Genomic DNA, 16,019 nt, shown 5'->3' with positions numbered 1-16,019 from the left:
ACCCGCTGGCGTTCGCCGGCAGCGGGGTGACTGCGGACCAGGCGGCAGGGGCGATCGTTCGCGGTGTGACCCGCCAGGTCGGCAACGAGATCGATGAGTTCGTCACCGAAGCGTTGCGCAACAACCTGCTCGGTCTGCCGCTCGATTTGCCGGCCCTGAACCTGGCGCGTGGTCGCGACACTGGCATCCCCACCTTGAATGAGGCGCGGCGTGAGTTCTATGCATCAACCGGTGACAGCCAACTCAAGCCATACATCAGTTGGGCTGACCTGGCGGACAGCCTCAAACACCCCGAGTCGCTGGTCAACTTCATCGCGGCCTTTGGTACGCATTCCTCGATCACGGCGGCGACCACGCTGGCAGACAAACGCGCTGCAGCCCTGGCGCTGGTACTCGGTGGTGCAGGTTCGCCGGCTGACCGCCTGGACTTCCTCAACAGCACCGGTGCCTATGCCAACGTAACGACGGCCGGTAAAGATGGGGTACCGGGTACTGCAGATGACCTGACGGGTGTGACGATCACGGGCGTCGACGACATCGACTTCTGGGTCGGTGGCCTCGCCGAACAGAAGATGCCGTTCGGCGGCATGCTCGGCTCGACGTTCAACTTCGTGTTTGAAACCCAGATGGAGGCGTTGCAGAACGGCGACCGCTTCTACTACCTGTCGCGTACCGCGGGCCTGAACTTCGGCACTGAACTGGAGAACAACTCCTTTGCCAAGCTGATCATGCTCAACACCGATGTCACCCACCTGGCGAACACTGTGTTCCTGACGCCGACGTTCACCCTCGAAGTGAATCAGGCCGCCCAGTTCACCGGCCTGGGCGTGGACAGCCGTGCCGATCCGACGGGCGGCATCATGATCAACGGCGTGGAAGTCGTGCCGCTGGTGATTCGCGACAACCCCGACACGGTGGGGCCGGACACCAATTATCTGCATTACACCGGTGAAGACCATATCGTCATGGGCGGCACCGCCGGCAATGACATCATCATTTCCGGTGACGGCGATGACACCATCTACGGCGACGCCGGCAACGACCGCCTCGAAGGCGGTGCCGGGAACGATGCGGTACTGGGCGGCGCGGGCGATGACATCATCAGCGACTCGTTCGGCGACAACCGTCTGGAAGGCAATGCCGGTAACGATGTGATCGTGGTTGGCAGCATGCTTGCCGCAGGCAACCTGATCCTGGGTGGCGATGGTCAGGACTTCATCATCACCACCGAAGACATCAGCACCACCTTCGGCGGTCAGGGTGATGACTTCATCCTCGGCGCCAAGACCAACCTGCCACCGACCGGCAACGAAGGTGATGACTGGATCGAGAAGGGCACCCAGGACGGTGCGCCTGGCGATAACTTCTCGCCGTTGCTCAATGACGATGTGATCGGTAACGACATCTTTGTCGGTGGTGGCGGTTTCGACGAAATGATCGGCGAGGGTGGCGACGACATCTTCGTCGGCAGCGATGCCCAGGACAAGATGGACGGCATGTCCGGCTTCGACTGGGTCACCTACAAGAATGACAAGGTTGGCGTGACCGTTGACCTGAGCCTGGCCGCGTTGGCGCAGCCACACGGCAATGCACCCAACCAGAATGCCGGCGTGTTCAATCCGGTCGGCGCCTCGCCTGCCTCGATTCTTGACCGTTTTGCCGAGGTCGAAGGCTTGTCCGGTTCGAGTTTCGGCGATGTGCTCAAAGGCGATGATGTCGATGCAGTCACTATCGTCAACCACGGCGGTACCACGGGCAGTGCGCTGACCAATGTCGCGCTGATCCGCGGCCTGGACCAGTTCCTGGCCGATGCCGGATTGCCGGTCACTGGCTTTGCCACTGGCAACATCATCCTCGGCGGCAATGGCAGCGACCTGATCGAAGGCCGCGGTGGCGATGATCTGATCGATGGCGACAAATGGATCAACGTCAGAATTGCCGTTTATGCCGCCGGCGACGTCAACCATACCGGCCCTGAGATCGCTACCTTCGACAGCATGGTCGATATGATCCCGCTCATGCTGGACGGCACCTTTAACCCTGGCCAGCTCAAGGCCGTGCGGGAAATCATGCCCGGTACCTCAACGGGTGGGGCGGCCTTCGACACCGCCATCTTCTCCGGGCTTCAGGCCGAGTATACGGTTACCGTTGACGACCGCGGCACGGCCACTTTGGCGGACGATGTCTATACGGTGACAGATAGCGTAGCGGGTCGCGACGGCACCGATACCCTGCTGCATATCGAACGCCTGCAATTCGCCGATGACCAGCTAGTGCTGGTGCCGGGGCAGAATGCCCAACCGGTTGGCAGTCCTACCGTCACGGATGGCAACGGCGGGGCGATAACGGTGGGCGACACGCTGACGGTCAGCGTCGCAGGGGTGCGCGATGGCAACAACATCGCGGCGGGTAATCCGCTGGGTACTCTCAACAACTCCTCGGTGTCCTACATCTGGCAGTTCGAGGCCAATCCAGGCACCGGCGTATTCGAGGACATCATCCTGTTGCCGGCTGGCGACCTGGCGTTCCAAAGCGCCGATGGCACCGCGTTCAAGGTCTCTCCCGACCTCGCCGGGTTGTCGTTGCGGGTCAAGGCGATCTATCAGGACGGTCATGGCACCACGGAGATCCTGTTCTCCACGCCGACGGCTACCATAGTCGCCGGTGCACCGGTCACGCCAACGGCGGCGGTACCTGTAGTCGATGCCACCGCGGGTGGCGCGGGCCTTCACATGGTCCGTTCCGACCTCAACTTCATCCTCGACCAGATCAAGATTGCCGAGGCGGAAGCGTCCGGTCAGGACATCCTCTCGCTGATCCCGAACATCCGTGCGCCGTTGGGCCTGCGTGCAGTCGACGGGTCGAACAACAACCTGATGAACCTCAACGGCAACAATCACACCGAGTTTGGTGCCGCCGATAACGTCTTCCCGCGCTTGACCGATCCGGTCTTCAATCCGGCGGAAGCGGGAACGTCGTATGCGCAGAACAGCGGCCTTGTGATTGACTCGCAGCCGCGCACCATCAGTAACCTGATCGTCGATCAGACGGCGAACAACCCGGCGGCCTATGCCACGGCTTTCGACCCGGGCCTGGACGGTGTGCTCAACTTCGGCGCGGTGGGTAACGACGACGTGCTCAAGGATGGCGTACAGATAGTCGCCAGCCCCGGGATGGATGGACAGTTTGGTACCGCCGACGACCACAATGTGTACTTTTTCGAGAACACCGCGGCGGATGCGGGATTGTCTGCGCCGTTCAACGCCTGGATGACCTTCTTCGGGCAGTTCTTCGATCATGGTCTGGACCTGGTGACCAAAGGCGGTTCGGGCACCGTGTTCATCCCGCTGCAACCGGATGATCCGCTGTTTGTGCCAGGCGGCAACACCAACTTCATGGTGCTGACCCGCGCGACCAACCTGCCAGGGGCGGATGGCATTCTCGGCACGGCCGACGACATCCATGAGCAAACCAACACCACCACGCCGTTCGTGGACCAGAACCAGACCTACAGCTCGCACCCGTCGCATCAGGTGTTCCTGCGCGCTTATCAAATGACTGACAACGGCCCCGTAGCGACCGGCAGGCTGATCACCAACCGTGATCTGGGTGTGGATGGCTCGTTTGGTACCGCGGACGACGTCGAAATCGGTGGCATGGCGACCTGGAAGGTCGTCAAGGCACAGGCCCGCGACATCCTGGGTATCAACCTTACCGATGCCGATGTCGATAATGCCCCGCTATTGGCGACTGACGCCTATGGCAATTTCATCAAGGGGCCGAACGGCTTCCCGATGGTGGTGATGAAGGGTGTTGACGGTCTTGGCGGCACCGCGGATGACGTCCTTGTCGAAGGCAATCCGCTTGCTCCCCTTAACCTGACCAATGCTGTGCGCACCGGTCACCAGTTCCTCGTCGACATTAACAACAATGCCGCGCCGGTAATCGTCGGTGGGGTTCTGCTGGCGGATGCCGACACCATTGTCGGCAATGCGCAGCCCGCTGGCCCGGGCGGCAACAACCTGACCTATGACAACGAACTGCTCGACGCTCACTACATCGCCGGCGACGGCCGGGTCAACGAGAACATCGGCCTGACCGCGGTGCATGCGATCTTCCACTCCGAGCACAACCGCCTGGTCCAGCAGACCAAGGACACCGTGCTCGATTCGGGTGACGTAGCCTTCCTCAATGAGTGGCTGCTCACTCCGGTGAGCGCGTTGCCAGCCACCCAGGCTGAGTTCGATGCGCTGCTGTGGAATGGCGAGCGCTTGTTCCAGGCTGCCAAGTTCGGCACCGAGATGCAGTATCAACACCTGGTGTTCGAGGAGTTTGCGCGGACCATCCAGCCCAACGTTGACCTGTTCTTTGCACCGACCCAGGTCTACGACGTCGACCTCGATGCCTCGATCGTCGCCGAGTTCGCCCACACCGTGTATCGGTTTGGCCACTCGATGCTGACCGAGACCGTCGATCGCTACGACATCGATTTCAACGTGGTGGGCGATCCGGCCAGCGCTAATCCCGATCAGCAAATGGGCTTGATCGCGGCGTTCCTCAACCCGTTGGCGTACGCCGCCAGTGGCGTATCGCCAGAGGACGCGACCAGTGCGATCGTGCGCGGGTTGACGCGGCAAACCGGTAACGAAATCGACGAGTTCGTCACCGAGGCACTGCGCAATAACCTGCTCGGCCTGCCGCTCGACCTGCCGGCGCTCAACATCGCCCGTGGCCGCGACGTGGGGATTCCCTCACTCAATGCGATCCGCCGCGACATCTACAGCCAAACCGGTGATACCCAACTCAAGCCGTACACCAGCTGGGTCGATCTGGTGCAGCACCTCAAGCATCCGGAGTCGTTGATCAACTTCATCGCGGCCTATGGCACGCATGACACGATCACGGCGGCGACCACGCTGGAAGGCAAACGCGCTGCAGCCCTGGCACTGGTCTTCGGTGGTGTGGGTGCGCCGGCTGACCGCCTGGACTTCCTCAACAGCACCGGTGCCTTTGCCAACGTAACGCTGCCCGGCACGGATGGCGTGGTGGGCACTGCCGACGACCTGAAGGGTGTGACTATCACGGGTGTCGATGCCATCGACCTGTGGATCGGCGGCCTGGCCGAAGAGAAAACCCCGTTCGGCGGCATGCTCGGCACGACATTCAACTTCGTGTTCGAGAACCAGCTGGAAAAACTGCAGGACGGCGACCGCTTCTACTATCTGGAGCGTACGTCTGGCCTGTCGATGAATGCGGAACTTGAAAGCAACTCGTTCGCCAAGCTGATCATGGCCAACACTTCGGCCACGCACTTGCCGGGCCTGGTGTTCTCGGATCCGGGGTTCTATCTGGAAGTGGACCAGGGCAGGCAGTTCAACGAAGGCCTGGTCACCGTCGACCCGCTCGGCCCGAACGGCGAGCAGGTGGTGTTCCGCGACAACCCGCTGACAGTGGGGGCGGACACCAACTACATCCGCTACAACGGTGCCGAGCACATCGTGCTGGGTGGCACAGACAACGCAGACATACTCATCTCCAGTGAAGGCGATGACACAGTCTGGGGGGATGGTGGCAACGATCGCATCGACGGCGGTGACGGCAACGACCAACTGCGCGGTGGTGCCGGTGACGACATCATCACCGACACCGGTGGCGACGATAACATCCAGGGTGGCGACGGCAACGACGTGCTRCACGGAGGCAACGGCATCAACCTGATCATTGGCGGGTTCGGCAACGACTTCATCGTGACCGGTGAGGACGCCTCCGAGGCCATTGGTGGCCAGGGTAACGACTTCATCCTGGGCAGCAAAGCCAACGAACAGGACATGGGTAACGAAGGCGACGACTGGATCGAGAAGGGTACCTCGGACGGTGCGCCTGGCGACAACTTCGATCCGCTCGGCAACGATCCGGTAATCGGCAACGATGTATTCGTCGGCGGCAACGAGAACGACAAGTTCAACGCCGAAGGCGGCGACGACATCATGGTCGGCAGTCTCGGCATGGGTGACCGCTATATCGGCGGCTCCGGCTATGACTGGGCAACCTTCAAGGATCTCGCCCAGGGCGTGACCATCGATTACAGCGACCGCTTCTTCGATGTGCCACCGATGCCGGGTTCGGGAGCCTCGGCGCTGGTTCGTTTCGACATCATGGAAGGCCTGTCGGGTTCGTCCCACGGTGACTTCCTGCGCGGTGATAACGAAGATGCGACATCGCTACCCACCGCGGGTGCAACCGGCAGTGTGCTGACCAACATCAGCCTGATCAACGGTCTGGCGGGTCTGCTGCCAGTCGGAGCGACGTTCTTCGACGGCGGCAACATCATCCTCGGTGGTAGCGGCAGCGACCTTATCGAAGGCCGCGGTGGTGACGACATCMTCGATGGTGACAAGTGGCTGAACGTACGCATCAGCGTACGGGCAAACGCTGATGGCACTGGCGCGGAAATCGCCACGTTCGACAGCATGGCGCCGATGGTTCAGGCAATGCTGAACGGTACTTACAATCCGGGCCAGCTGGTCATCGTGCGGGAGATTCTGACCGGCACTGACAGCTTCGACACCGCGGTGTTCTCCGGTAATGCGTCGGAGTACAGCGTCGCTGTCGATGGCAACGCCGTCATCGTGACCGACCTGGTGGCCGGGCGTGATGGCGTCGATCGCCTGACGGGCATCGAGCGTCTGCAGTTCGCAGACCAGGCGCAGGCGTCCGGCGTCGGCACCGCATTGAACAGCGGTCCTGTGGGGCGTCTGGCGATCCTCGATGCCACCACCGGTGCGCGTACCGATGCGCCTGTCGCCGGCCAACTGTTGCGCGTCAGCGATCAGTCGATACGCGATGCTGACAGCGTGAGTGCGGCCAATCCGACCGGCGCGGTTACCGGTCCGGTGGCTTACTACTGGCAGGTCGAAAACGTTGCGGGCTCGGGTGTCTTTGAAGACATCACCTTTTTCGCCGCTGGCGAGGTATCGCGGGCAACCGGCGCCACCTATCTGGTGGCGGACGATGTCGCCGGTCTGAACCTCCGCGTTCGGGCGGTGTATCAGGATGCCCAGGGTACGCTGGAGATCGTCGATTCTGCGGGGAACAGCGTAGCGACCGCAGGGCCGACCATCCTCGGGCTTGCGTTTCTGAACGAGGTGTTGACCGCCGACCCGTCGAGCATCATCGACGTCGATGGCCTCAGCAATCCGCAGTTCACCTTCCAGTGGCAGGAGACCAATGGGGTCACCTTCGTCGACATCGCCGGAGCCACCGCTAGCACGTTCACGCTTGGCCAGACTCAGGTCGGCGATCAGGTGCGCGTGGTGGTCAGTTACGTGGATGACTTCGGTACGGCCGAAAGCATTGCGTCCGACGCTACGGCCCCGGTGGCCGCCGGTACTCTGTTTGTCGGTACCGCCGGTGTCGACATATGGACCGGCACGGCATTCGACGACATTGCCAGCGGAGGTGCTGGCAACGACATCCTGAACGGCTTGGGCGGCAACGACATCCTCAATGGTGAYGCSGGCAATGACATTCTCATCGGGGGTACGGGTGCCGAYACSATGGYCGGCGGTGTTGGCGACGATGTCTACGAAGTCACCGACCTYGGGGACGTGGTGACCGAGCTCGCCGGTGCCGGYAACGACACGGTCTGGACCTCGCTCTCGGGCTACACGCTGAGTGCCAACGTCGAAAATCTGTTTTTCGGCGGCAGCGGCGACTTTGCGGGCACCGGCAACGCGCTCGACAACACGCTCGTGGGCGGTGCGGGTAACGACGTCCTGATCGGTGGCGCAGGTRCCGACACGATGGTCGGYGGYGKCGRCAACGATGTCTACSAAGTCACCGAGCTTGGGGACGTGGTGAGCGAGCTCGCCGGTGGCGGCAGCGACACGGTCTGGACCTCGCTCGGGAGCTACGTCCTGGGYGCCAACGTCGAAAACCTGTTTTTCGGCGGCAGCGGCAACTTCGCGGGCACCGGTAACGTGCTCGGCAATACGATCGCGGGCGGTGCGGGTAACGACATCATCATCGGTGCCGGAGGTGCCGACACGATGGCCGGCGGTGCTGGCAACGATATCTATGAAGTCACCGACCTTGGGGACGTGGTGATCGAGCTCGCCGGTGCCGGCAGCGACACGGTCTGGACCTCGCTCGCGAACTACAGCCTGGGTGCCAACGTCGAAAATCTGTTTTTCGGCGGCAGCGGCAACTTTGCGGGCTCCGGCAACGTGCTCGACAACACACTCGTGGGCGGTGCTGGTAACGACGTCCTCATCGGTGGCGCAGGTGCCGACACGATGGCCGGTGGTGCTGGCAACGATATCTACGAAGTCACCGACCTTGGGGACGTGGTAGGCGAGAACGCCGGTGGCGGCAACGACACGGTCTGGACCTCGCTCGCGAGCTACACCCTGGGTGCCAACGTCGAAAATCTGTTTTTCGGCGGCAGCGGCAACTTCGCGGGCACCGGCAACGTGCTCGGCAATAATATCGTGGGTGGTGCGGGTAACGACGTTCTCACCGGCGGTGGCGGTAACGACGTGATGAGTGGCGGCGTCGCCGGCAACGATACGTTCGTGTTTGCTGCCGCGGGTTTCGGCAACGATACGATCCTGAACTTCGGAGCCAATCCGGCCGGGCAGGACTTGCTCAATATCACGGCGCTGGGGATCAACAGCGCGACGTTCGCTGCCAACGTGACCATAACGGCTAACGGGGCGGACACGGTGGTAGGGATCGGGGCGGACACCATTCACCTTGTTGGTGTCAACAGCGCGGCCGTCGATCAGACGGACTTCATTCTGGCCACTTGAGGTCCTGGTCAGTACTGTCGCAAGGAGCGTGGACAGCGGAGGGGAGGGTAATGGATGCCCTCCCTTTCTCCTTCCATTCAATTGTCCACTGGCTATCGGGATGCCAGCAGCGTACTGGAACTCATCAAGGCAAGTTGGAACCGAACTGCGAAATCAAAGAAACAATGGAAAAAGGAAACCCGGCCTTGAACATTTCAGCCATCTGCCTCTTGAGCAGCCTATTGGTTGCGGTCGCGGCTTCTGCTACCGGGATCACTTCGGTCTTCGACCTGGGCTTCACCAGGTCAGCCACAGAAACGCTGAAAAAACTGGACATCAACGACGCTTTTATTATCGCCGTCTCAAGTCCTGCAGCGTTTACCTTCTGCCGCAAAGGTTCGTCAACGCTCTGGAAGTATCAGGTGTTGGATCTAGAGCAACAGGCGGCGATCCAGATTGGCCAAAAGCGGTCTTCGACGGACTATCAACTAATTACCGTTGCGCATGTCAATAGCATTGCCTGCGAACAGGATCACCTTGCACCATTGGTTAAACCGCCTGTCAGGCGTGGACTTGTCCTCGGCCTGATCACCCTGTTTCTGTTGGTCGGCCTCCGATATACCTACCGGGCAATCATGGATTGCCGTTATGACCAAACCGGGTTTTCCAAGCCCGGCTTACAGCGCTTGAGCGAATCCCGGTTACCGCACAATTCGACAGTCATGGCGTTGGCCGCATGGGGTATAGCGGCAGCCACGGCATTTGTTTACTTCGGGTTTTGAGCATGAGCGCAGAGACTTGATTTACACCCTTATTGTTTAAGTTAATCCTGCGTTGCCATCTGCCTGAAAGGGTGGCCGAATCAGCGTGGAATTCGCAATCGGAGTTTGCTCTGGATGAGAGTCGCTCGCTATTGCGCGTGTTGTCGGATGTATAACAACTAGCGGATCCAATATGCAGTTGTAAAACTGCATGTAATCAAGCAGGCCAGTTGTGGTGGGGCATAGCGCGAAAGTTGGCTCATTACTGTCGCTTCAGGCGCACTTGCGCTACGCACCGCTTGTCGGTGGTTTGTTCGAAAAGTGAACATTGGAGCGTCTGTGGCCTCTGATTCTCAAGCACGTCAGCCATGACCTGCCCCCGCAATCGCAAAAAAAGAAGTGGAAGTTGGATCTCAAATGCAGTGAGTGCAAATTGGGGTTTTTTATCTGAAGTTCAGGGAGGTGATAAACAAGCCGTTCATTGATTTGCCGAGCGAATCAATGAGGTTAACAGTGCCGGGTTCATGACTTGGCTTATCTTTTAGAAGTAAGGTCGCACAGGATATTTGAATAAGTAAAAAATCCTGTCAAGTAGTCGATCTGTACTGTCGAATAAGGTGGAGAAAATACCGTGGCGATAAATACCATTATGAGTCTGCTGGAAAATAAGGAATTCATGGAGTTTTTGCGTCTGGGCGTTATTTACGTTCATTTGGTGGCGTGTTGTGTGGCCATCGGTTTGGTGCTGACCAGTGATGTTGCGATGGTTAGAGATCTTTTAAAACGGAAAGTATTGACTGAGCATGATAATGCTCACATGGAAAGTCTTCAGAAGTCTGTCATCGTTGCACTAATAGCTCTGTGGGTAACGGGTGTCRCTGTCGTCGGTATTGATTACCTGGGTAAAGGTGTCGAATACTTCATGAATCCAAAGCTTCAAGCCAAAGTCATTATTGTCGCGTTGCTCAGTTACAACGGCGTCTTGTTGCATCGCCTGGTACTGCCGGCACTGCAAAAGGCAGGCTCCCTGCTCAATCTCGGATTCAGTGCACGGATGCTGGCGTTGGCCTGCGGGTCGTTGTCGGCAGTGTCCTGGATGTATGCCGCCATGCTGGGTGTCGGACGTCCTTTGGCCTGGAAGTATTCTCTTTCCGAACTGTTGATGGCTTATCCGGTACTGATTGCGCTGGGGTTCCTGACGATGCTGGTGTTGACCCAGCGAGCGAAACAACAGGACGACTACGTTGCGCCTGCGCGGACGGTAGCAAGCGCATGCTAAGCCGGTTCCGCGCGTAAATCTTGCGGGCTTGTCCAGAGCCCGAAAGGTAGCGACCTTCCTGGTGCAGGTTTCAATCCGAACCTGCACCGGAAGGTCGTTTTGGTTTTGAGTTGTAGCTGCTCACTTCGATCATTAAGTTGTCAGTTACGGTCATTGAGCGACAGCGTCGCGACTCTTAGTCTGTCGAACATGACTGATGGGGGCCGTAGAGCTTCCGCACTTTCCGTGATCGCTCGATGTGGAGTTACCGATGACCGCCGCTCAATACCCGCACCTGTTGGCTCCGCTGGACCTGGGTTTCACCACGCTGCGCAACCGCACCCTGATGGGGTCGATGCACACTGGCCTTGAAGAGAAACCGGGTGGCTTCGAGCGCATGGCGGCGTACTTTGCCGAGCGTGCCCGTGGTGGTGTCGGCCTGATGGTCACCGGCGGTATCGGCCCGAACGACGAGGGTGGCGTGTATTCCGGTGCGGCCAAGCTGACGACCGAAGAAGAGGCGCTCAAGCACCGTATCGTCACCCGTGCCGTGCATGATGCGGGCGGCAAGATCTGCATGCAGATCCTCCATGCCGGTCGTTATGCCTACAGCCCGAAACAGGTTGCACCTAGTGCGATCCAGGCGCCGATCAACCCGTTCAAGCCCAAGGAGCTGGACGAGGAAGGCATCGAGAAGCAGATCAGCGATTTCGTCACCTGCTCGGTACTGGCGCAAACCGCCGAGTACGACGGTGTGGAAATCATGGGCTCGGAGGGTTATTTCATTAACCAGTTCCTCGCCGCCCACACCAACCACCGCACCGACCGCTGGGGCGGCAGCTACGAAAATCGTATGCGCCTGCCGGTGGAAATCGTGCGTCGCGTGCGCGAAGCGGTAGGCCCGAACTTCATCATCATTTTCCGCCTGTCGATGCTCGACCTGGTCGAAGGCGGCAGCACCTGGGAAGAAATCGTGCAGTTGGCCAAGGCCATCGAGCAGGCCGGCGCGACCATCATCAACACCGGTATCGGCTGGCACGAAGCGCGGATTCCGACCATCGCAACCAAAGTGCCACGCGCGGCCTTCAGCAAGGTCACGGCCAAGCTGCGTGGTTCGGTCACTATTCCGCTGATCACCACCAACCGTATCAACACCCCGGAAGTGGCCGAGCAGATCCTGGCCGAAGGCGATGCCGACATGGTGTCCATGGCGCGGCCGTTCCTCGCCGACCCGGATTTCGTCAACAAGGCCGCTGAAGGTCGCGCCGATGAGATCAACACTTGCATCGGTTGCAACCAGGCCTGCCTCGATCACACCTTCGGCGGCAAGCTGACCAGCTGCCTGGTCAACCCGCGTGCCTGTCACGAAACCGAACTCAATTACCTGCCCGTGCAGCAACTGAAGAAAATCGCTGTGGTCGGTGCCGGCCCGGCTGGTTTGTCTGCCGCGACCGTGGCCGCCGAGCGTGGCCATCAGGTGACGCTGTTCGATTCGGCCAGCGAAATCGGCGGTCAGTTCAACATCGCTAAGCGCGTKCCGGGCAAGGAAGAGTTCTTTGAGACCATTCGCTACTTCAACCGCAAGTTGCAGACCACCAACGTCGAGGTGTGCCTGAACACCCGCGTCGACGTGGCCGGGCTGGTCGAGGGCGGCTATGACGAGATCATTCTGGCCACCGGCATTGCGCCGCGCCTGCCGGCCATTGCGGGGGTGGAAAACGCCAAGGTGCTGAGCTACCTGGACGTGATCCTGGAGCGCAAACCGGTCGGCAAGCGCGTCGCGGTGATTGGTGCCGGTGGTATCGGTTTCGACGTCTCCGAGTTCCTTGTGCATGAAGGCGTCGCCACCAGTCAGGATCGCTCCGCGTTCTGGAAGGAGTGGGGCATCGATACGCACCTTGAAGCGCGCGGCGGTGTCGCTGGTATAAAGGCCGCGCCCCATGCCCCGGCCCGCGAGGTGTTCCTGCTGCAACGCAAGAAATCCAAGGTCGGCGACGGCTTGGGCAAGACCACCGGCTGGATTCATCGCACCGGCCTGAAGAACAAACAGGTGCAGATGCTCAACAGCGTCGAATACCTGAAGATCGACGACGAAGGCCTGCACATCCGCATCGGCGAAACCGGCGAGCCGCAGGTGCTGCCAGTGGACAACATCGTGATCTGCGCCGGGCAGGATCCACTACGTGAGTTGCATGACGGTCTGGTGGCGGCGGGGCAGAGCGTGCACCTGATCGGTGGCGCGGATGTTGCGGCAGAGCTGGATGCCAAGCGGGCGATCAATCAGGGTTCGCGGTTGGCGGCGCAGTTGTAATCCACGTCCGACAAGCTCACTCGCCACAAAGGTGCTGCTAAGATGCCGGATCACTCCAATGATCCGGCATCATGCTTTCTCCTCCTGACAACTGGCTTCCTCAAGTCCCCCTCGACCCCCTTCACCTCGACTGGCTCACTCACGCCGGCATCGAAGTGGCGATCCTGCGCCTGGACCAGATCGACCCGCTGATCAGCGGCAACAAATGGTTCAAGCTCATCGAGCACCTGAAGACCGCCGAGCGCCTCGGTGCCGAAGGCATCATCAGTCTCGGTGGCGCGCACTCCAATCACCTCCACGCGTTAGCGGCGGCAGGCAAGCGTTTCGGCTTTTCCACCGTCGGCCTGCTGCGCGGGCATCCTCAGGAAACCCCGACGGTCAAAGACTTGCAGGCGTTCGGCATGCAGTTGCACTGGCTGGGTTACGCAGGCTATCGGGCGAGGCATGAGGCAGGTTTCTGGCAACCCTGGCACACCCGCTACCCGACGCTGCATCCGGTGCCTGAGGGGGGAGGTGGTTTGCCAGGCGCCCTGGGTTGCATGCCATTGCGAGCCGCCGTTTGCGCGCAATTGGAGGGCTGGGGCTGGAGCAACTACGACGCCTGGTGGCTGGCCTGCGGGACCGGCACGACCCTGGCGGGCCTGGTGCTGGCCGAGGCGGGGGATCACCCGGTTTACGGTGCGCTGGCGGTGCCAGGCGATCATGGGGTGGCGCAGCAGGTTGAGCGGATCGTGCAGGAAGCGGGTCTGATCGATGCGGTGTATGAACTGATCGATGYCAGCCGCGGCGGCTTTGCCAAGGTCGATCCGCTGCTGATCGAGTTCATCGAAAAGACCGAACAGGCCAGCGGCATTCCCCTTGAGCCGCTTTACACCGGCAAAGCGCTGCTGGCCCTCAAGCAGCAAGTCGAGGCGGGAAAGTTTGCCCGTGGCACGCGGTTGATCTTTGTCCACACCGGCGGCTTGCAGGGGCGACGGGGGATTGATTCACAAGCCTGAAACGCACCGCAAATCAATGGGGGTTGCCGTCAAGTTCAGGTATCGCGGTTCACGCCCTTGGGCATCATCCGCAGCAAGGTGTTATCGCCCACAACGTAATGGTGATACAGCGCGGCCACGGCATGCAGGCCGATCAGCCAATAGCCGATCGTGCCGCCGAGCTCGTGCCAGCCCTGGAATTGTTTGGCCAGGTCCTTGTTTTCCGCTACCAGCATCGGCAGGTCGACACCGTAGAACATCACCTGATTGCCTTTGGCACTGGTGACCAGCCACCCGAGAATCGGCGTGACGATCATGAAAATGTACAGGGCCCAGTGCATCAGCCTGGCCAGCGTCGTTTGCCAGTGTGGCGAGGCCGGGAAGATCTGCGGCGCCGGGCCGAGACTGCGCGCGAACAATCGCACCCAGACCAGAACGAATACGGTCAGGCCGAGCAGGAAGTGTGATTCGACGATCAGCGTGCGCCCGCCACTGCCCTTGGGAAAGATCCCGCGAAACTCGATACAGGCGTAAACCAGCACCAACAGGACCAGCATCAACCAATGCAGCGCGATCGATACGGTGCTGTAGCGCGATTCGGAGTTTTTCCACGGCATACGGTGTTCCTCAGCGGTCCGGTTTAAAGCCACCGTTCTTGTTTGACGGTGTGCTTTAACTGTAATCCTGTTTCACCGGTTTTGTCTGTGGCGATCGGTCGCGGGATGCTCTGGCTCGGGTAACAGGCAGAAAAACACATTCCCCTGTAGGAGCGAGCTTGCTCGCGAAGGTCGCCAACGATGACGCACACCCACTGGGTAACCGCGGCATGCTTGAGACCATCGCGAGCAAGCTCGCTCCTACAGGGGGAGTTGCGATTTCTTAGCTCGATTGCGGCATTTCGCCGTTGGCCAGACGCTTGTTGATGTCGGCGATCACTTCCGGCAGATCAGTGATGGTGTCGATCATGTAGTGCGGGCGCGAACCTTCGAACATGGCGTGGATGCGCTTGCGCTCGCTGTCCAGTTGGTCGCTGCCCAGCGCGCGATAACCTTCGTAGTCCAGGCCCAGGGCATTGCCCGAGCAGATCAGCGCCACGGTCCACATGCCGGCGCGGCGACCTTCGAGAATGCCCGGCACCGTGTCATCGATCTTCACGCACGCGGCGACATCGTCAATGCCCAGGGCGATGACGTTGGCCAGTGCCTGGGCGGGCCATGGGCGACCATTCGGGACTTCGTCGGTGGCGACCACGTGGTCGGCGACGTAGCCGTTGGTGGCAGCCAGTTCGACCACTTTGTCCATGACCTGTTTCGGGTAACCGGAGCAGGAGCCGATCCTGATTCCTTGCTGGCGCAGGTTGGCGATGGTCTCCAGTGCCCCGGGAATCAGCGCCGAGTGTTCGGCGATTTTTTCGATCTGCAACGGCATGAAACGTTGGTAAATCGCAGTGACGTCATCGTCGGTCGGCGTGCGGCCGAACACTTTGCGATAACGCTCGGCGACTTCCGGCAGATCGCACAGGGTGCGGATGTGATCCCACTTGCCCATGCCCATCGGGCCACGGGCCTCTTCGATGGACACCTGGACGTCGAACTCGGCGAAGGCCTCGACGAAAATCTGCGTCGGGGCGAAGGAGCCGAAGTCGACCACGGTGCCGGCCCAGTCGAGGATGGCGGCTTGCAGTTTGGTTGGGTTGGAGTAGTTCATGGCAATTAAATTCCTGTAGAAACTGACTATTGGAGAGCAGCTTTTACTGTGGGAGCGAGCTTGCTCGCGATGGCGGTTTCTCATTCAACCTATGTGCTGACTGAACGGGCCTCATCGCGAGCAAGCTCGCTCCCACAGTAAAAGCTGCTCTCCAATAGTCAGTTTCTACAGGAATTTAATTGCCATGAACTACTCCAACCCAACCAAACTGCAAGC

7 protein-coding genes are annotated in these 16,019 nt (G+C 60.2%); 5 read left to right on the top strand and 2 right to left on the bottom strand.

Going from position 1 to position 16,019, the window contains the following annotated elements:
• The 5 genes from AC1DVH_RS17735 to AC1DVH_RS17715 form a co-directional block, all read left to right on the top strand.
• On the top strand, positions 1–8,810 hold an 8,810-nt coding region (locus AC1DVH_RS17735; protein ID WP_477754904.1), incomplete at its 5' end, for a peroxidase family protein.
• 50 nt (positions 8,811–8,860) lie between these two features.
• Positions 8,861–9,571 carry a hypothetical protein gene (locus AC1DVH_RS17730; RefSeq protein WP_477754903.1) on the top strand — a complete coding sequence of 237 codons (711 nt, stop codon included), beginning with the start codon at positions 8,861–8,863 and terminating at the stop codon, positions 9,569–9,571.
• 610 nt (positions 9,572–10,181) lie between these two features.
• Positions 10,182–10,829 carry a hypothetical protein gene (locus tag AC1DVH_RS17725; protein WP_477754902.1) on the top strand — a complete coding sequence of 216 codons (648 nt, stop codon included), beginning with the start codon at positions 10,182–10,184 and terminating at the stop codon, positions 10,827–10,829.
• A 250-nt stretch (positions 10,830–11,079) separates the two neighbouring features.
• Positions 11,080–13,119 (top strand): 2,4-dienoyl-CoA reductase FMN-binding domain-containing protein, encoded by a 2,040-nt coding sequence (locus AC1DVH_RS17720; RefSeq protein ID WP_477754901.1) that lies wholly within the window; start codon positions 11,080–11,082, stop codon positions 13,117–13,119.
• Positions 13,120–13,190: 71 nt separating this feature from the next.
• Positions 13,191–14,117: a 1-aminocyclopropane-1-carboxylate deaminase/D-cysteine desulfhydrase gene (locus AC1DVH_RS17715; protein WP_477754900.1), complete on the top strand. Its 927-nt coding sequence runs from the start codon at positions 13,191–13,193 to the stop codon at positions 14,115–14,117.
• A 35-nt stretch (positions 14,118–14,152) separates the two neighbouring features.
• Here AC1DVH_RS17715 and AC1DVH_RS17710 read toward each other — a convergent pair whose 3' ends face one another.
• A complete protein-coding gene (locus AC1DVH_RS17710) occupies positions 14,153–14,713 on the bottom strand; it encodes a cytochrome b (protein ID WP_477754899.1) in 561 nt (186 codons plus the stop codon).
• A gap of 262 nt (positions 14,714–14,975) precedes the next feature.
• Complete coding sequence (phnX, locus tag AC1DVH_RS17705; protein ID WP_477754898.1) at positions 14,976–15,803, bottom strand: phosphonoacetaldehyde hydrolase; 828 nt, start codon at positions 15,801–15,803, stop codon at positions 14,976–14,978.
• Positions 15,804–16,019 lie beyond the last annotated feature (216 nt).

This window comes from Pseudomonas sp. P4_C3 (genome assembly GCF_056402075.1).
The sequence above is the reverse complement of the archived record's forward strand: the minus strand, read 5'-3'. Positions and strand labels throughout refer to the sequence as shown.